Origin of the sequence: Nonomuraea glycinis (assembly GCF_035920485.1) — a bacterium.
GTDB lineage: Bacteria > Actinomycetota > Actinomycetes > Streptosporangiales > Streptosporangiaceae > Nonomuraea > Nonomuraea glycinis.
Genome location: NZ_CP109166.1, coordinates 104,587 through 121,819, shown reverse-complemented (window position 1 = coordinate 121,819; position 17,233 = coordinate 104,587). Strand labels below are relative to the sequence as shown.

The following is a 17,233-nucleotide window of genomic DNA, read 5'->3' as shown; positions in this document are numbered from 1 at the left end:
ACTGGGAGGGTCGTAGATGGTTGCGCGCTATGAACGGATAGCCGATGAGCTGCGTGACGAGATCCTCACCGGTGTCCACCCGGTCGGCGCGCAGCTCCCCTCCGAGGCCGAGCTGGCCGAACGGCACCGCGCGGCCCGGGGGACCGTGCGGCAGGCGGTCGCCGTCCTGGTGGCCGAGGGCCTGGTCGGATCGCGGCAGGGAGCCAGGCGCATCGTGCTCGGCAACGCGCGCAGCCAGAGCTTCGCCGAGCTGCACAGCTTCGCCCAGTGGGCGCGCGCCAACGGCTACCGGTTCGAGGGCCAGGTGATCCGCCAGCACCGCCGGCCGCCGAGCTCCGCCGAGGCCGCCAGGCTCGGCCCGCAGGAGGTGCTCGACGTGCTGCGGCTGCGGTCGCTGGAGGGCGAGCCGGTGCTGCTGGAGCGGACGGCGTACGCGCACTGGATCGCCCCGGCGGTCGAGGCGCTGCCGCCGGAGTGCGAGTCGGTCACCGAGGCGCTCTACGCCTCGGCCGGCCTGGTGTTCGCCTACGGCGAGCATCTCATCGACGCGGTCTCGGCGGGCGCGCAGGACGCCCGCTTACTCGGGGTACGGCGCGGCAGCCCCCTGCTGCGCCAGCGCCGGGCCACCACCACCTACGAGGGCCGGCCCGTGGAGTGCTCCGACGACCGTTACCGGGCGGGCAGCGTGGCCTTCAGCATCCGCAACTCGCTGGGCGCCAACGCGCTCGTCCGGCGGGCGGGCGACTTGCACTTCGGGGCGTAAGAACATATGTTCGATACATAGCAAGCACCCGTCTTCCCCCGGGTGGCTCAGCATCCGACCAGAGCCGCGGGGAGAAGCGTCTTGAGCAGACTCTATGGCGATCCGATAGAGGTGTGGACCAGGGACGGGGAGCCGACCCAGTTCGTCTGGCACGACCGCCTCTACCTCGTCCGCCGCGTCCTCGACCACTGGGTGGTCGCGCGCGAGTGGTGGAAGACCGGCGAGGGGGATCCCGGTGAGCGCCGGTTCTGGCGGGTCGAGGCCAGCCCGGGGCGCGAGGTCGGCTCGTACGAGCTGAGGTTCGACACCGCCGGCAGTGGCTGGCTGCTCATGAGGGCGTGGGACTGATGGCGCCGCCCTTCCCGCACCTGAACGTGAGCTCCGCGTACTCGATGCGCTACGGCACCGCCTTCCCGCGGGGGCTGGTGGCGCGGGCGGCCGAGCACGGCATGGACATCCTGGCGCTGACCGACCGCGACGGGCTCTACGGCGCGGTCAAGCACGCGCAGGCGTGCGCGGACGCGGGGATCTCCCCGGTGTACGGCGTGAACTTCGCCCTCACCGACCCGGACCCCGGCCCCGGCTCCAGGCCGAGCTCCGGTCCCAGCTCTGGTTCCGGCCTCGGCCCCAGGCCGAGCTCCGGTTCCGGCTCCGGTTCCGGCCTCGGTCGCTGGTCGCGCTCCGATCCGGATCGCGGCTCGCGGCGGCCGCGGACCGGGCCCGGCGCTCAGGACCGGGTCACGGTGCTGGCCCGTTCGCGCGGCTGGTCCCGCCTGGTCCGCCTGGTCACGGCCGCGCACTACGCGGGCGAGCGCGGCGAGCCGCGGGTGACCCGCGAACTGATCGGCGACTGGGACGCCGACGGTGACGGGGGACTGGTGGTGCTGCTCGGCCCCCGCTCCGACGTGGGGCGCGCGGTGGCCGCCAGGCGCGACGACCGGGCCAGGATGCTGCTCGGCCTGTGGCGTTCGGTGCTGCCCGGCGTGGTGGTGGAGCTGGTCGACCAGTACGGCTTCCACGACGCCACCACGGCCCTGCGCATGCTCCGCCTGGCCGAGTCCGCGGGCGTGCCGGCCGTGCTCACCAACGCCGTCAGATACCTGGACCCGGCCGACCACCAGGTCGGCGACGTGCTCGACGCGGCCCGCCAGCTCGTCCCGCTGCACCCGCGCCACCTGGAACGCACCACCTCGCACGCCTACCTCAAGAGCGGCAAGGAGATGTGGCAGGTGGCCGCCAAGATCTGCGGCGCCGACGAGAGCCGGATCGGCCGCCTGCTGCACACCACCCGGCAGCTCGCCGAGACCTGCGCGCTCGACCCGGCGGAGCTGCTCGCGCTGCGCAAGGACCCGCCGGACCTGCACCTGCCGGAGGTCGGCCGCGACCCGGTGCCGCTGCTGCGCCACCGGGTCGAGGACGGGCTGGCCGCGCGCGGCCTGGCGCGCTCCCGCGACGCCAGGGAACGCCTCGGCGCCGAGCTGGACATCATCGAGCGCAAGCGCCTGTCCGGTTACTTCATCGCCGTGGCCGGCATCACCGACATGATCCGCGAGATGGGCATCCGCTGCGCGATCCGCGGCTCGGGAGCGGGCAGCCTGGTCAACTACCTCATCGGCATCGGCGAGGTGAACCCGCTCGACCACGGCCTGCTCATGGAGCGCTTCCTGTCCGAAGGGCGCATCGGGCTGCCGGACATCGACATGGACGTGGAGTCCGCGCGCCGGCTCGACTGCTACAAAGCGATCTTCGACCGGTACGGCGAGTCGCGGGTCGCCTGCGTGTCCATGATGGAGACCTACCGGGCCCGCAGCGCCATCCGCGACGTGGCCGGGGCCATGGGGCTGCCGCCGCACGAGATCGACGCCATCGCCAAGGCGTTCCCGCACATCAGGGCCAGGCAGATCACCGCCTCGCTGAGCGACCTGCCCGAGCTGCGCGAGAGCCGGCTCGGCGAGGCCGGGCTCGACCGGGTGTTCCGGCTGGCGGAGAAGCTCGACGGGCTGCCCCGGCACATCGCGCTGCACCCGTGCGGCGTGCTGATCGGCAACTCCGGGCTGCGCGACCGCACTCCCGTCGAACGCAGCCTGCTGGACTTCCCGATGTCGCAGTTCGACAAGGACGACGTGGAGGAGTCCGGGCTGCTCAAGCTCGACGTGCTCGGCGTGCGGATGCAGTCCGCGCTGGCCTACGCGCTGACCGAGATCGAGCGGGTGGACGACGTCCGGGTCGAGCTCGACGGCCGGCCCGGCGCCGACCCCGGCGTCCAGTACGTCCCGCACGACGACCAGGCGACGTACGACATGATCTGCTCCGGCCGTACCCTCGGCTGCTTCCAGATCGAGTCGCCGGGCCAGCGGGAGCTGGTCGCCAAGCTGGAGCCGCGCACGATGCACGACCTGATCGTGGACATCTCCCTGTTCCGGCCGGGGCCGGTCAACTCCGACATGGTCACCCCCTACCTGGAGGCCCGGCATGGGTGGCGGAAACCGTACTATCCGCATGAGAAGCTGCACGGCGCGCTGAAGGAGACGCACGGCGTCGTGGTCTTCCACGAGCAGGTGCTCAGGATCATCGAGGTGATGACGGGCCGGGACCTGTCGTTCGCCGAGTCGCTGCGGCGCGCGCTCGGCACCCCGGAGGGCCGTGACCGGGTGCGCAAGCACTTCGTGCCGCTGGCCAAGGCGAACGGGTTCGGCGACGAGGCCGTGGAGCGGGCCTGGAAGGTGCTCGACGCGTTCGGCGGGTTCGGGTTCTGCAAGGCGCACGCGGCGGCGTTCGCGCTGCCCACCTACCAATCGGCTTGGCTCAAACGGCACCACGCGGCCGCGTTCTTCGCCGGGGTGCTGACGCACGACCCCGGCATGTACCCGCCGCGCGTCATCATCGACGAGGCCAGGCAGTGCGGGGTGGAGATCCTCCCGCTGGATGTGAACAAGTCCGCCAAGGACTGGCGGGTGGAGCGGCTCGGCCCGCGCGTCCAGGTCCGGGTCGACCCCGCCGGGCTGGGCGAGGCCGACCTGCCCAGGCGGCTCAGGGACTTCCGCCTCTCCGAGATCGGCAAGGGGTACGCGCTGCGGGTGCCGTTCTCGGCGATCAAGGGGGTGAGCGAGGCGGAGGTGGAACGCATGGTGGCGGGCCGGCCGTACACCTCGCTCGCGGACTTCTGGGACCGGGCCCGCCCCTCCCGGCCCACCCTGGAACGCATCGTCCAGGTCGGCGGCCTGGACGCGCTGCACCACCTGCGGCCCGGCGGCGGCGACCGCTGGCGGCCCGGCGAGCTGACCCGGCGCGACCTGATCGCCCAGGTCGGCGTGCTGGAGCGGGCCTCCGCCAGCGGCGTCCAGTCAGGACCGCGCACCTCCAGGCGCTACACCCCGAAGCCGGTCCAGGACCGCCGCCAGGCCGCCGTCCAGCTGCCGCTGGGGTTCGCCGAGCACATCGCGCCGGGTGAGCTGCCGGAGATGACGGAGACGGAGATGGTCGAGGCCGAGCTGGAGATCCTCGGCATGGACATCAGCCGGCACGTCGTCAGCTTCCACGACGAGTTGCTCGACGTGCTCGGCGTGACCCGCGCCAAGGACCTCCTCGACCTGCGCAACGGCGCCGAGGTGCTGGTGGCGGGGGTCAAGGTGGCCACCCAGACGCCCGCCATCCGCTCCGGTCAGCGGATCATCTTCGCCACCCTCGACGACTCGACCGGGCCGGTGGACCTGACCTTCTTCGAGTCGGTGCAGGGCCGGTGCGCGTCCACGGTGTTCGGCTCGTGGCTCCTGGTCGCCAGGGGAGTGGTCCGGCGCACCGGCACCCGCGCGGTCTCCATCCGCGCCCTGGACTGCTGGAACCTGGTGGACCTCGACGCGGTGTGGCGCTCACGCGGCGCCGACGCGGCCCGCGCCCTCCTCACCGCGACCCCCGCCGACGGCGGCCCCGTGGGCGGACGCGCCATCGAGTACGCCAACGGCTTCAGACTCTCCCCCTACTCCGACCTCAGCGGCCCGGCCCTCACCACCCCACCCCGCGCCCTCTGGCACGCCAGCCAGGGCAGCTCCGGCCCCACCGCGGCCTGAGGGTCTTCGGGGTGGGTGGGTTCGATCCATCGCACCGGCCGGTGGATGAAGAAACCGACGTGTCAGCGCCAGTCGATGAACACAGCAGTGTCACCGAGGGTGGAGAACTCCCCGGTCCGCTCGACCTTCTTGGGCGTGGAGCCCGGCTTGGTGTCGCAGAGGTAGTAGTCCCTCACGGTCCCCTTCGCGGAGAGGAACGCGAACTTCTGCCCGTCGGGGGAGACCACCATGCCGTTGTTCCCATGGTCGTTGTCGGGAACGATGGGCGCCCCGGGCTTCGCCTCGGGAGAGATGTCGAGTGTGGCGAATCTGCCCTCACGGGTGCTCTTCGCGTCACACAGCACCGTGTCGTTGTCCAGCCAGCCCACCTGGCCCCCGCCGTTGCAGGAGATGAAGCGGCCCTTCTCCACGAGGTCCGGGCCCACCGCTCGGAGATCTGCCGCGAGTTCCTGGACGTAGCTCTCGCTCAGGAGGCGTTTTCCGTCCGGTGAGACGTGCGCGTCGTTGGCCAGCACCACCCTGCCCGGCGTCCCCACCACGATGAGGTGCCTTTCGCCGACGGTCTCGACCTGCAATTGGTCAACCGCCTTGTGGTCCCCGGCGAGCGCTCGGCTGGCGACGCGCTCTTGGCCGTCCACCTCATGGGTGAACCAGACCGCACTCCCGTCCGGTACGAGGACCGCATTGTCCTCGTGCGGAGTGTTGCCGAACTCCTCGTTCCCCGTCAGATCGGTGAACTTCCCCGAGCGGTCGAGGTATCCGACATGAGTCCCTTCGGTCTCCGGGTCCTCGGTGACCACGGCCATCTTCGTGAAGTCTTGATCGAAGAGCGATCTGATAGCCGTCACATCCCTGGCATCGGCGAGCATGTCGGCCAGCTTGCACAGTTCCTGCACCGCGGTGGCCGGCCTGCCCTTGTCGGACCGAACGACCGCCGTGTCCGGCAGCCGGAACTCCGTATGCGCCACATGCTTCCAGCTCTGCGGCTCCCAGCCATCGACGTTGACGACTCCGCCGCTGCCGTTCCCCGGCGAGCACACCGCCGTAACGATCACGTTCTGCCGTGGGAAGTCGGCACTGATGCCGGTCTCCGACGATCTTCGATCGCCCTCCGCTCCCGGCCCGCGCTGGTCGTTGTCCGGGGAACAGGCAACCAGACTTGCTGCTAACGCCAGTGAAAGAAAAGTCACAGTGGTCTTCGGCATATCAACCTTTCGTCCGCCCCTTCCGATGCCGGACCGCATCGTACAGAAAGGGCTTCAGACGGGTGCGCCGTCAAGGATCTTGACAGCACCACCGCGTAGGGCTGCCGGCCGGCGGTGTCGATTCGTCACCCGTCCGGTGATCGCGCGACAGCGGTCAGGTGGTGCGGCCGATGGGGGCGGTGCCGAGCAGAGGGCTCAAGGGCTGGTCCGTGGTGTCCGGGGCGGTGCAGGCGAGCTGTTGCAGGCGGGTGACCTCGCGTACGGTGGCCGCGCAGAGCAGGGCGGACAGGGTCAGGCAGGTGAGCTCGGCGAGTCCCGCTCCCGTGAGGCCGCCGGAGGGGTCGCGGGCGAGCCCCGTCACGGCCAGGGTCAGCGTCGTCAGCCAGCTCAGCCACCAGGCCGCCACCAGCGCGAGCCAGCGCGCCCGCCGGTCGGACGGCGGCCGGGTGCCCTTCCAGAGCTCGTGCACCAGCAGAGCGGGCCCCACCAGGTTGACGCCGGGGATCAGCCAGGCGCCCGCCACCGCGGTGGACGGCGCGGAGGGGTCGTTGGCCTGTCTGGCGCGCACCAGCCAGGTGACGTAGGCGGCAGCGGCGGCGACGGTGGCGGCCGTGGTCAGCATCAGCAGCACCGCGAAGACGGTCACCGCGCCGACGAGGGCCTCGGCGTCGGCGCCTCGCGGACGGCCGCCGAACGCGGCGAGCTGCGCGGCGAGCTCGCGTCCGCGGACCCGCTCGAAGAGCACGAGGGCGCCCAGGGAGACGACTTGCGCCGCGAGCGTCACGTAGACGGCAGAGGCGGCTTTGATGGGCGGTGCCTGGGCAAAGCGCACGATGTTCTCCCCCCGGGCCATGCGCTGAGGTTCTGTTTCACTTGTATCCCGCAGATCCCTCCGCTAATCAGGTGACGACGCCTGATTCCCAGGCCCATGCCGCGATCTCCACCCTGTTCCGGGCGCCGAGTTTGGTGAAGACGCTGCCCAGATGTGTCTTCACCGTCGACAGCGACACGAACAGCTCGGCGGCCACCTCCTGGTTGGTGCGGCCCTTGGCGACCAGGCGGACGACGTCGAGCTCGCGGTCCGTCAGCGGCTCGGGCAGCGGGGCGGGCCCGCGCCGGGGCTGCGCCAGGTGCCGCAGCAGCCGTACGGTCACCGACGGCGACACCAGCGACTCGCCGCCGGCCGCCGCCCTGACCGCCTCCACCAGCAGCGTGGGCCCGCTGTCCTTGAGCAGGAAGCCGGTCGCGCCGGCCCGCAGCGCGCCGTACACGTACTCGTCCAGGTCGAAGGTGGTGACGATGACCACCCGCATGGGGGCCTCGACGCCGGGCCCGGCCAGCGCGCGGGTCGCCTCCAGCCCGTCGAGCCTGGGCATCCTGATGTCGAGCAGGCACACGTCCGGCCGTAACCGCCTGGCCTCGGAGACCGCCTCCGCGCCGTCCGCGACGGCCGCCACGACCTCCATGTCCGGTTGGGCGTCAAGAATCATCTGAAAGCCGGTACGTACGAGTTGCTGGTCGTCGGCGATGAGCACCCGAATAGTCACGGGCCAACTCTAGGATCAACCGTTCGGCCGAGGGGAAACCGGTCACAAAGCCGATCCGCGCCACCCTGCCCGCCCGCCAGGCTCTGAGGCATGAACGACGTGCTTGTTGGACAGGCCCTGACCAAGCGGTTCGGGCAGACGGTGGCGCTGGACGGCGTGGACCTCGCGGTGCGGGCCGGGGAGGCTGTGGCGATCATGGGGCCCAGCGGCTCCGGCAAGTCCACGCTGCTGCACTGCCTGGCGGGGATCATGAAACCGGACGGGGGTGAGGTACGCCTGCTCGGCGAGCGCATCGACGGCATGCGCGAGCGGGCGCGCAGCGCCCTGCGCCGCACCCGGTTCGGGTTCGTCTTCCAGTTCGGGCAGCTCCTGCCGGAGTTGGCCGCCGAGGAGAACGTCGCGCTCCCGCTGATGCTGGGCGGCGTCCCTCGCGCCAAGGCCGTACGTCAGGCGCGCTCCTGGTTCGGGCCCCTCGGCCTGGGCGGCATGGAGACCCGGCGGCCGGGCGAGCTGTCCGGCGGGCAGGCGCAGCGGGTGGCCATCGCCAGGGCGCTGGTGACCAAGCCGGCGGTGGTGTTCGCCGACGAGCCGACGGGCGCGCTCGACCAGACGACCGGCCAGGAGACGATGCGGCTGCTGGTGGAGGCCACCCGGGGCAACGGCGCCGGCCTGGTCGTGGTGACCCACGACCCCAACGTGGCTTCCTGGTGCGAGCGTACGGTCGAGGTCCGCGACGGCCTGCTGGCAGTGGGCGGGGTGCGGGCGTGAACCTCGACCTGACGTGGCGGCTGCTCAGGGGAGGCGGCCGCAAGGGGATGCTCGGCACCTGGCTCACGCTGGGCGCGGTCGCCGTGTCCACGATGCTGCTGCTGTTCGCCGTGACGGCCAACTTCGCCTTCCAGGCCAGGGCCGACAGAGGCGCCTGGCGCGTCCCGGTGGCGGCGGCCTCGGGCAAGGCCGTGGCCGTCGAGGCGACGCGCTACGACTACGTACGCGGCCGGCAGATCACGGTCGTCGACCTGGCCGCGCTGAACGGCCGGGCGCCCGCGCCGCCCGGACTGGCCCGCTTCCCCGCCCCGGGCGAGGCGTGGCTCTCCCCGGCGCTGGCCGAGCTGGCCGGGCGGCTCCCCGCCGACCAGCTCGCCGCCCGCTTCCCCGCGCGGACGGGCGTACTCGGCGAGGAGGCGTTGATCCACCCGGAGGAGCTGGTCGCGGTCGTCGGCCACCGCCCCGACGCGCCGGAGATGACGGCGGCGCGCAGTGACGAGTGGACCGCGGGCAGCCGGCCGACCCAGGTGGCCGACCTGGTGGGCAGGCCCTCGGAGGACGCTCGCGGCTACCAGATCCTGGCGCTCATCGCCGGCGTGCTCATGGTGGTGCCGCTGCTGGTGTTCGGCGGGGCCGCGGCCCGGCTCACCGTGGCCAGGCGGGACCAGCGGCTGGCCACGCTGCGGCTGGTCGGTGCGACGCCCGGCCAGGTGGTCGGCATGACCGTGGCCGAGGCGGTGATCGTGGCGTTCGCCGGCGCGCTGGCCGGGACCGCCGCCTACGCGCTGGCCGTGCCGCTGCTCACCCGTATCGAGATCAGCGGCGGCCCCTGGTTCGCCGCGGACCTGCTGCCGCACCCGCTGGTGCCGGTCGCCTGCCTGGTCGCGGTGCCGCTGCTGGTGGGCCTGTCGGCGGTGGCCGGGCTCAGGCGGGTGGTGGTCAGCCCGCTCGGCGTGGCCAAGCGGGAGACCCCGCCCGCCATGCGCTGGTTCAGGGCACTCGCCCTGCTGGCGGTGCTCGCCGTGGTCCCCATGCTGGGCCAGGCCACCAGCGTGACGGTCGTCGCGGTGGTGATCGGCCTGGCGTTCCTCTGCGTCAACCTGGTCGGCCCGTGGGTGGTCGGGATCATCGGCCGCGTCACCGCCGCGACCGCCCGCGGGCCGGCCGGACTGCTCGCCGGCCGCAGACTGGTGGACGACCCCCGCTCGGCCTGGCGCACCGTGAGCGGCGTGGCCATGACCGGCTTCGTCGCGGGCTTCCTCGCCCTGCTCACCCCGGGCGCGCTCGCCACCGGCGCGACCCCGGGCGAGCTGCGCGTCCTCGTCCCCGAGGGGCCGCCGTCGGCGGTCGCCGAGCAGGCCCGCGAGCGGCTCGGGAAGGCGGGGGTCACCGCCACCGTGCGGCGCTCGGACAAGCTCGTCGGCGTGACCCCGGCCGGCCACGCCGATCCGGCGACCATGGACCGGGCCCGCACCGCCCTGGCCGGGCTCGTCCCCGGCCGCACCCCCACCTCCGACGCCGACCACGAGCACTACAACGTGCAGATCATCGACGACATCCGCTCGGGCACGGTGGTAGTGCTGTCGGTGTCGTTCCTGGTGGCCATCGCCAGCGCGGGCATCACCGCGGCCTCCTCGATCCTCGACCGGCGGCAGACGTACGGACTGCTGCGCCTGGCGGGCACGCCGCTGACGGTGCTCGACCGCGCCCGCAGGACCGAGACGCTGGTCCCGCTCGCGGTGATGGGCGGCGGGTCGATCGCGGTGGGGGTGTTCTGCGCGCTGCCGTTCATGGGCGGCGCACCCGACGGCGGCGGCCTGACCATGCTGCTCGTCTGCGTGGGGATCGGCTTCGCCGGGGTGCTCGGGGCAGGCGCCGCGAGCAGGCCCCTGTTGAGGTCTGTCACCGCTGATCGGGCGCCGCGTCCGGACTGAGCCCGGGCGTCCATCCCTCATGGGCAGGATCAGATGCCACGCTGACGTTGCCGTTCATCCATGCCCGAAAGTGTCAAGATGGTCATGATGAGAGCCAACCAGCAAGCCGAAGCGCGGAACGAGCTGGCTGTCGCGATCCGGGAGCTGACCATCCCGGACGGTCCTGCCATCCGGCAGGCGTTCGTTGAGCCTTACTCCGATTCGGAGGGAGAGCCCATCCTCAGGGCGCTGGTGGTCCTGGACGCGCCCGATGATGACGGCTGGTCGGCCAGATTCACGCACGACCTCCGAAAGCGAGCCAACCGACTCGCCGTGGAACACGGCTTCGACGAGTACGTCTACGTCACGCTCCTGTCGGTGGAGGACTTCGCCGCGCGTGATGAGCCCGAAGACACGAGTGGAGCGCCCGATACGAGCGCCCTCACCGAAGCGATTCATGAGCCTCACAGGTCGTCGTAGGTAGCGTCTTCGGCGCTGTCCCAGCCAGCCGCCCACAGACGAGACACGTACGCACGAACATGCTCGTCGGCTGTGTCGTACGTGGACCGCGCCTCGGCGGCTCCCATGAAGGGCGTCATAGCAGGCTCGCAGGCACCGCTGATCAGACGATTCGGGTAGAGGACCCTTGCTTCTGCGACTCAGCCCAGGTCGAATTCGCCGAGTTTGACGCCTTCTACGAAAGCCTTCCACTCGTCAGGGCTGAAGGCGAGCGCAGGACCGCTGGGGTTCTTGGAGTCTCGTACGGCAAAAACCCGGTCACCCTTGAGGTGGCCGGGTTCGGCAGGAATGACGGCCACTTCTACACAGTTGTTCTGCCCGTTACTACGGCTGCTCTTGGTCCATCTAGCAGCCGACAGATCGACTCTAGTCATAGCTTCTTGCCACCTCGGAGATGAGATCTGCTGACTCTTGCTCGTTGAGCGCGTTCTGCCATATGCGCTCGAATGCCGTCGAGTAGCGTTCAACTTCGTTTGGTTTGTCCAGGTACAACGTGCCGGTGTAGCCGTCCACGTAAATGGTTGGGGGCTCTGTGGGCTTGCCGTCTCTGTTGAGCGGAAACCGTAGGATCACAAACGGCCCAGTCATGACGCCGGGATTCAGTTCAGCACTGAAGGGCATCACTTCGATGGTCACATTCGGCAGGCGGCCGACCTCCGTGAGGTGATCAAGCTGATGGGCCATTGTCCTACGGCCTCCGATCGGGCGCCGTAGCAAGCCCTCGTTCAGAACTATGCGAAGCGTCGGAGGGGCTGTTGTCCTGCTCAGGCTCCGCTGACGTTCCATACGCAGGTGGACGCGGCGCTCAACCTCCTGCTCTTCTATGCCAACGTTGTCCGATTCGATCAGAGAGCGCGCATAGTCGGGCGTTTGGAGCAGGCCGGGGATCAACTCCGACTCATACCAACTGAGCTGTGAGGCGGATTCCTCCAGCCCGATGTAGAGATCGAAGCCCTCAGAGATCACGTCCCCGTACGCGTGCCACCATCCACGCGCCTTGGTCTCTTTGGCCAGCGCTTTCAGGGCTTCGGTGAGGTCATGGGGAGCGCCGTAGATTTTGCACATGGCGTCTACGTCGAGGCTTCGGAGAGAGGTCTGGCCTGTCTCGATACGCCACATCTTGGCTTCGGACCACTCCAGGGCCGTCGCTGCTGCGCGAACCGTCAGTCGCGACTTATTGCGCAGTTCGCGTAGATAGCGCCCGAGTTGTCGACGCGGCACGGTCGAACCCGGTGCCCCTTCGGTCATGTCATCCCTCTCCCTCGCTGTGAGCGCTTCCTACATCCGGAATGAAACCAGGCCGGCAAGTGCCTCGCAATCATATGCACCAAAATGCAACCCCCTCGGCGAGGATCTCAAAATGAAGTCTTGCACCGTGAAGTCTTTCAGTGCTTGACTTCACTCATAGTAAACGAGCCACTCCCGAGAGTGATCAAGGGGGTGGCGTACGCAGCAAGGGGATTGGACATGCCATTTCAAGTCGATGACCTGCAACGACTCGCTCACCTGTCGCGACTGGAGAGGGAGCTGACTCGCAGCGGCGAGCGAGTGCTCTGGGACTTGAGCCAGGCTGCGTTGGCGATCCAAACCTCTTCAGAGTCAGTGCACGTCAAGGCCGAGATCGTCCAAGGCCCATGGTTCTACGCATGGGGGCGATGGCCGTGGTGCCGGGTCGAAGCGCTGCGAGAGGATGCGGCGGCCAGAGTGATCCAGGGGGTAAGGGGATGAACGAGAACTTCCTGGCCGAGCTGACGCTTCCTGGGCGGCGGCCTTCGGTATCGGTGGCACGTCATTGCGTCGGGAGAATTCAGACCGTGGCGGGGCATCGGAATGTGGATGGAGTACAACTCGTGGTCACTGAGTTGGTGGGAAATGCGGTGCTGCATACCGTTTCGGGACTGGCAGGCGGCCTGGTCACTGTCGTGGTGAGTGAGATCGGCGACGCTACGGCTCATGTTTCAGTGATCGATCAGGGGTCGTCGAGGAGCCCCGAGATCCGCGATCCCGGTGATCTGAGTTGTTCAGGTCGAGGGCTACAGATAGTCGAACAGGCGGCGGTTCGCTGGGGGGTGCATGACGATGCCCTTGGCGGCAGGAAGGTGTGGGCTGAGGTGCTCACCACGGAAGAAGGCCCGGTCGCCGCCATGGACGTGTGCGAAGAAGGCGTGATGCCGTCGTCGATGCACGACATCACCGCGCCCCTGTGAGTGGCAGCGAGGTTGACGGTTCCCCGCCAGGAGGATTGATCTCCCGCGTTGCCGCCCCACATCGCCTACGTACTGGGCTGGGGCGATCTTTCGTGGCATTTCGACCTTCGCGCGCAACGGTAACGCCAGACGTACGACAGCAACGGCGGGCAGCGCCCGGGGTCCTTCCTATAGAGCTACATGCCTCTCGGGACGCCGACCCGTGTGGAGGGCCCACTCAGACGTCGTGGTCGCTGGCTTCGCCGTCCTCTCGAGCGGACGCGGGAATGACGTATCTGGTGTGCGGGCCGTTCAGCCACGCCTCGTCGAGTTCCCTCCCCGTGACGCGGCCGATGAGGCGTAGAGCCGAGGTCACCTCGGCCGCGGCTGTGTCGCCTTTGAAGGCCAGCCCGTCCAGGTAGGCGTCCAGCGCATCCGGATCAGTGCCGTCCCGTTCCTCCGGATCCCCGACTACCAGGGTCGTCACGACCTCGCCGTTGACCACGTATTCGAGGTCTTCGACCCCCTCCAGTTCGTACAGGGGCCAGCCGAGATAGAGCAGCCGCCCGCCGTCCCGGGTCAGCTCGACCCAGGACCGCCATTGCCACGCGTTGTTCCCGTCGAGTTGGATCACCTGGACCCAGCCCGGTGCTTGCGGGCCGATCCAGATGACGCCATCGCCGTGCTCCGTGTAGCGGCCGGTGACGATTTCCCGCCAGTCGCAGGCCCGGGCACTACTCGGATCGGCGCCCAGCCTCCGTGCCACCTCATCGACGTCCAAGCCTTCCACCCAGATGCTCTGGAACGGCGTGTCGTAGTCGATGCCGTGAGCGACGAGGAGTTCCCAGAGGTCCTTGTCGGTGTCCAATTCCGCTCCTTCTCCACGTACGAAGGCCGGTGCCCTGCTCGCCTGGGTGATCCGCCGCCACGGCACCGGCGCGGACGCGGCAGCCCTGACGCGGGCCGACCCGTCCGCCCCCGAGGCCGTCATCCTGCCGACAGGACAGCGCTGGACCTACCTGGTGTCAGCCGAGGACCAGGTCGCGGACGGTGCGTAGGGTGGGCTCGTCGCGGGGGCCCATGACGAGCAGGGATGTGACCGGGGACTTGTGCCAGAGTTCCAGGCGTTCCTTGATGCGGCCAGCCGGGCCGACCAGGGAGATGCCGTCGGCGAGTTCGTCGGGGATGGCGCGGAACGCCTCGTCCCGGCGGCCCGCGAGGTAGAGCGACTGGATGTGCTCGGCCGCCTCGGCGTAGCCCATCCGGCCGATGATGTCGGCGTGGAAGTTGCGCTGCTTGGCGCCCATGCCGCCGATGTAGAGGGTGAGCATCATCTTGACGCCGTCCAGGGCGGCGCGGACGTCGTCGGAGATGACGACCATGACCATGGCGGCGATGTCGAAGCCGGGACTCCTGGGCGCCAGCGCTTCGCCGTACATCTCCTCGATCTTGGACGGGAAGGCGAACAGCGGGAGCCAGCCCTGGGCGAGTTCGGCGGCCAGGGCGACGTTCTTGGGGCCTTCGGCGCCCAGGTAGACGGGGATCTCGGGGCGTAGCGGGTGGGTGATGAGCTTGAGCGGCTTGCCGAGGCCGCCGGGCAGGGGCAGCGGGTGGTGGGGGCCGTCGTTGGTGACGGGCTCCTCGCGGCGCCAGACCTTGCGCATGATCTCGACGTACTCGCGGGTCCTGGCCAGCGGCTTGGCGAACGGCTGGCCGTACCAGCCCTCGACGACCTGAGGGCCGGAGGCGCCGACGCCGAGCAGCAGGCGGCCGCCGGTGAGGTGGTCGAGGGTCATCGCGGTCATGGCCGTGGTGACCGGCGGCCTGGCCGACATCTGGGCGATCGACGTGCCGAGCTTGATGCGCGAGGTGCGCGCGCCGTACCAGGCCAGGGGGGTGAAAACGTCGCTGCCGTAGGCCTCGGCGGTCCACACCGAGTCGTAGCCGAGCCGTTCGGCGGCGAGCACCGAGTCGGTCGCGTCGTCGGCGTTGCGCTGCCAGTAGCCGAGGTTCAGGCCGAGCTTCAAATCGACACCTCCCGAATTTAGTTCTATTAGGGGCCGGTGGGGGGCGGGGTGTCAATGCGGATTCATTGGGGACGTGTGCTCTGTGTTCAAGGCTCTGTGTCGTCTCGTCTGTGTCCTGCTGCTTGTGCTGCCGGCGGCCCAGCCCGCGACGGCCTCCGGAGGCAAGCCGAACATCGTCTTCATCGTGGCCGACGACCTCGATTACGGGACGTTGCCGTACTTTCCGAACATCACACGACATGTGGTGAACGAAGGGACCTCGTTCGAGCGGTTCTTCGTGACGAACTCCTGGTGCTGCCCGTCGCGCTCGTCGATCTTGCGCTCGCAGTACGTGCACAGCCACGGAGTATGGACGAATACGCCGCCAGAGGGGGGCTTTGCCAGATTTTACGAACTAGGTCTGGAACGTTCCACCATCGGAACCTGGATGAAGGACGCCGGCTATCGCACCGCGTTGATGGGCAAGTATCTCAACCACTATCCGGGCAATGTGGTCCCGAAAACTTACGTGCCGCCAGGCTGGGACGAATGGGCCGTTCCGGTCAGCCATCTCTATCGGGAGTACGGCTACCGGCTCAACGAGAACGGGCGGGTGGCCCGTTACGGCTGGGGGGAGGAGGACTACCTCTCGGACGTGCTGGCGGGCAAGGCCGGCGACTTCATCGCCGGCAGTCGGACGCCGTTCTTCCTCTACCTCGCCCCGATCGCGCCGCACCTGCCGGCCAACCCCGCCGTACGGCACGCCGGCGCGTTCCCCGGTGCCCGTGCCCCGAGGACGCCCTCGTTCAACAGGGAGGACGTGAGCCGGGAGCCGGAGTGGCTGCGCTCCAGGCCCCCGCTGACCAAGAAGCAGATCCGGCGCGTCGACCGGCGCTACCGCAACAGGATGCGGGCCATGCTGGGCGTGGACGACCTCGTCGGCTCGGTGGTCGAAACGCTGCGGGAGACCGGCAAGCTCGACAACACCTACATCTTCTTCACCTCCGACAACGGCTTCCACCAGGGCACCCACCGCCTCCCGAAGGGCAAGACCACGCCGTTCGAGGAGGCCATCAAGGTCCCGCTCGTGGTGCGCGGGCCGGGGATCCCGAGGAACGTCACGATCGGGGAGATGGGCGCCACGGTGGACCTCGCGCCCACCATCTCGGCGCTCGGCGGGGCCGTCCCGCCGCCCTTCGCGGAGGGGCGGTCGCTGCTGCCGGTGCTGCACGGCGGGCAGCCGGCGGTCTGGCGGCAGAACGCCCTGATCGAGTTCGACCGGCCGACCAACCGGTCCTCGGCCGCGCAGACGCCGGTGCCGCCCTATCGGGCCGTGCGCACGCCGCGCTACACCTATGTCAAATATGAGACAGGCGAGGAGCAGCTGTACGACCTGCGCTCAGACCCCTACCAGCTCGACAATCTGGCCGCGACCGCCTCCCCGGAGCTGCTGACCGACCTGCGGGCCCGGCTGGAGGCCATGCGGACCTGCGCCGGAGCCAACTGCCTGGTCGCCGACTCCACCGGTTAGCCGTCGGCGGCCGGGAACAGCGACGGGTAGGCGTGCGCCAGGTGGTCGGTCACCGCGCGGGAGGCCGCGCCGGGGTCGCCGGCGTCGACGGCGGCCAGGATCCGCCGGTGGTCGGCCTGCAGCAGGGACGTGTCACCCAGCCGCTCCACCGCCTCCACCGCGTAGCGCCGCATCGAGTCCCGCAGCGAGCGCATGATGGCGGCGATCAGCCGGTTGCCGGAGGCGTCCGCGAGGGCGCAGTGGAAGGCCGTGTCGTGCTCCACGAACTCCTCGGCCGAGCCCGCCGTGCCCATCGCGGCCAGCGCTGCGGCCAGGCCCGAGGTGTCGGCGCGGGCGGCCGCCGCCCGGTCGGCGGCCCAGCGCTCGATCATCAGCCGGGTGTCGATGACCTCGCGCAGCTCCAGGCTCGCCAGGCCCAGGTGCAGCCGGAGCAGGTCGGTGAGCGCGGTGTCCGGCCGGGAGGTGAGGATGGCGCCAGCGTCGGGACCCCGCCCCACCTGCGAGGACACCACGCCGAGGGTCTCCAGCACGCGCATCGCCTCGCGCACGGACGAGCGGCCGACGCCGAGCTGCTCGGCGAGCTGCCGCTCGGCCGGCAGCCGGGCGCCCACGGTGAGGCCGTCCTCGACGATGCGCCGCTCGATCTGGGCGAGTACGTCCTCGAACGTGCGCGTCTTCTTGACGGGCCGGTCGGTCAACGGGGTCTCCTTGGCGGCCACGAGGGGGAT

17 protein-coding genes are annotated in these 17,233 nt (G+C 69.9%); 9 read left to right on the top strand and 8 right to left on the bottom strand.

The features are described 5' to 3' along the window. The first annotated feature begins 16 nt into the window (after positions 1 to 16). The 3 genes from OHA68_RS00605 (at position 17) to OHA68_RS00595 (ending at position 4,830) form a co-directional block, all read left to right on the top strand. Positions 17 to 763, top strand: a complete 747-nt coding sequence (locus OHA68_RS00605; RefSeq protein WP_327105827.1) for a GntR family transcriptional regulator — start codon at positions 17 to 19, stop codon at positions 761 to 763. 81 nt (positions 764 to 844) lie between these two features. After that, the gene (locus OHA68_RS00600; RefSeq protein ID WP_327105826.1) at positions 845 to 1,111 is read left to right on the top strand and encodes a DUF6504 family protein; all 267 of its coding nucleotides are present in this window, start codon (positions 845 to 847) and stop codon (positions 1,109 to 1,111) included. Further along, positions 1,111 to 4,830 carry a DNA polymerase III subunit alpha gene (locus OHA68_RS00595; protein ID WP_327109436.1) on the top strand — a complete coding sequence of 1,240 codons (3,720 nt, stop codon included), beginning with the start codon at positions 1,111 to 1,113 and terminating at the stop codon, positions 4,828 to 4,830. The genes OHA68_RS00600 and OHA68_RS00595 overlap by 1 nt, the downstream gene beginning before the upstream one ends. 62 nt (positions 4,831 to 4,892) lie before the next feature. Here OHA68_RS00595 and OHA68_RS00590 read toward each other — a convergent pair whose 3' ends face one another. From OHA68_RS00590 to OHA68_RS00580, 3 genes are all read right to left on the bottom strand, one after another. After that, positions 4,893 to 6,074, bottom strand: coding sequence for a hypothetical protein (locus OHA68_RS00590; RefSeq protein ID WP_327105825.1), 1,182 nt, complete (start codon positions 6,072 to 6,074; stop codon positions 4,893 to 4,895). A gap of 115 nt (positions 6,075 to 6,189) precedes the next feature. Further along, a complete protein-coding gene (locus OHA68_RS00585; protein ID WP_327105824.1) occupies positions 6,190 to 6,867 on the bottom strand; it encodes a DUF4328 domain-containing protein in 678 nt (225 codons plus the stop codon). Positions 6,868 to 6,934: 67 nt separating this feature from the next. Next, positions 6,935 to 7,582, bottom strand: coding sequence for a response regulator (locus tag OHA68_RS00580; RefSeq protein ID WP_225278034.1), 648 nt, complete (start codon positions 7,580 to 7,582; stop codon positions 6,935 to 6,937). A 90-nt stretch (positions 7,583 to 7,672) separates the two neighbouring features. On the opposite strand from OHA68_RS00580, the gene OHA68_RS00575 reads away from it, so the two are divergent. Genes OHA68_RS00575 through OHA68_RS00565 form a run of 3 tightly spaced genes read left to right on the top strand, consistent with a single transcriptional unit; the run spans position 7,673 to position 10,743 of the window. Further along, complete coding sequence (locus tag OHA68_RS00575) at positions 7,673 to 8,350, top strand: ABC transporter ATP-binding protein (RefSeq protein ID WP_327105823.1); 678 nt, start codon at positions 7,673 to 7,675, stop codon at positions 8,348 to 8,350. Continuing rightward, positions 8,347 to 10,284, top strand: a complete 1,938-nt coding sequence (locus OHA68_RS00570) for an ABC transporter permease (protein ID WP_327105822.1) — start codon at positions 8,347 to 8,349, stop codon at positions 10,282 to 10,284. The genes OHA68_RS00575 and OHA68_RS00570 overlap by 4 nt, the downstream gene beginning before the upstream one ends. 60 nt (positions 10,285 to 10,344) lie before the next feature. Then, the gene (locus OHA68_RS00565; RefSeq protein WP_327105821.1) at positions 10,345 to 10,743 is read left to right on the top strand and encodes a hypothetical protein; all 399 of its coding nucleotides are present in this window, start codon (positions 10,345 to 10,347) and stop codon (positions 10,741 to 10,743) included. Between the two features lie 179 nt (positions 10,744 to 10,922). Here OHA68_RS00565 and OHA68_RS00560 read toward each other — a convergent pair whose 3' ends face one another. Next, the gene (locus OHA68_RS00560; RefSeq protein WP_327105820.1) at positions 10,923 to 11,156 is read right to left on the bottom strand and encodes a DUF397 domain-containing protein; all 234 of its coding nucleotides are present in this window, start codon (positions 11,154 to 11,156) and stop codon (positions 10,923 to 10,925) included. Next, entirely contained in the window at positions 11,149 to 12,030 is an 882-nt protein-coding gene (locus OHA68_RS00555; protein WP_327105819.1) for a helix-turn-helix domain-containing protein, read from the bottom strand. Before OHA68_RS00555 ends, OHA68_RS00560 begins: the two co-directional genes overlap by 8 nt. A 476-nt stretch (positions 12,031 to 12,506) precedes the next feature. Between OHA68_RS00555 and OHA68_RS00550 the strand changes: the two genes are divergently transcribed. After that, positions 12,507 to 12,989, top strand: a complete 483-nt coding sequence (locus OHA68_RS00550) for an ATP-binding protein (protein WP_327105818.1) — start codon at positions 12,507 to 12,509, stop codon at positions 12,987 to 12,989. A 217-nt stretch (positions 12,990 to 13,206) separates the two neighbouring features. On the opposite strand, the gene OHA68_RS00545 is transcribed toward OHA68_RS00550, so the two are convergent. Beyond that, complete coding sequence (locus tag OHA68_RS00545) at positions 13,207 to 13,836, bottom strand: DUF6461 domain-containing protein (RefSeq protein WP_327105817.1); 630 nt, start codon at positions 13,834 to 13,836, stop codon at positions 13,207 to 13,209. Between OHA68_RS00545 and OHA68_RS00540 the strand changes: the two genes are divergently transcribed. After that, the gene (locus OHA68_RS00540) at positions 13,829 to 14,026 is read left to right on the top strand and encodes a hypothetical protein (protein WP_327105816.1); all 198 of its coding nucleotides are present in this window, start codon (positions 13,829 to 13,831) and stop codon (positions 14,024 to 14,026) included. The genes OHA68_RS00545 and OHA68_RS00540 overlap by 8 nt on opposite strands. Here OHA68_RS00540 and OHA68_RS00535 read toward each other — a convergent pair. After that, positions 13,994 to 14,995, bottom strand: a complete 1,002-nt coding sequence (locus tag OHA68_RS00535) for an LLM class F420-dependent oxidoreductase (RefSeq protein WP_327105815.1) — start codon at positions 14,993 to 14,995, stop codon at positions 13,994 to 13,996. The genes OHA68_RS00540 and OHA68_RS00535 overlap by 33 nt on opposite strands. A 73-nt stretch (positions 14,996 to 15,068) precedes the next feature. Here OHA68_RS00535 and OHA68_RS00530 point away from each other — a divergent pair, with 73 nt between their 5' ends. After that, complete coding sequence (locus OHA68_RS00530) at positions 15,069 to 16,505, top strand: sulfatase family protein (RefSeq protein WP_327105814.1); 1,437 nt, start codon at positions 15,069 to 15,071, stop codon at positions 16,503 to 16,505. Here the strand turns inward: OHA68_RS00530 and OHA68_RS00525 are convergent. Then, entirely contained in the window at positions 16,502 to 17,203 is a 702-nt protein-coding gene (locus OHA68_RS00525) for a FadR/GntR family transcriptional regulator (RefSeq protein WP_327105813.1), read from the bottom strand. The two genes, OHA68_RS00530 and OHA68_RS00525, sit on opposite strands and share 4 nt — an antisense overlap. Positions 17,204 to 17,233 lie beyond the last annotated feature (30 nt).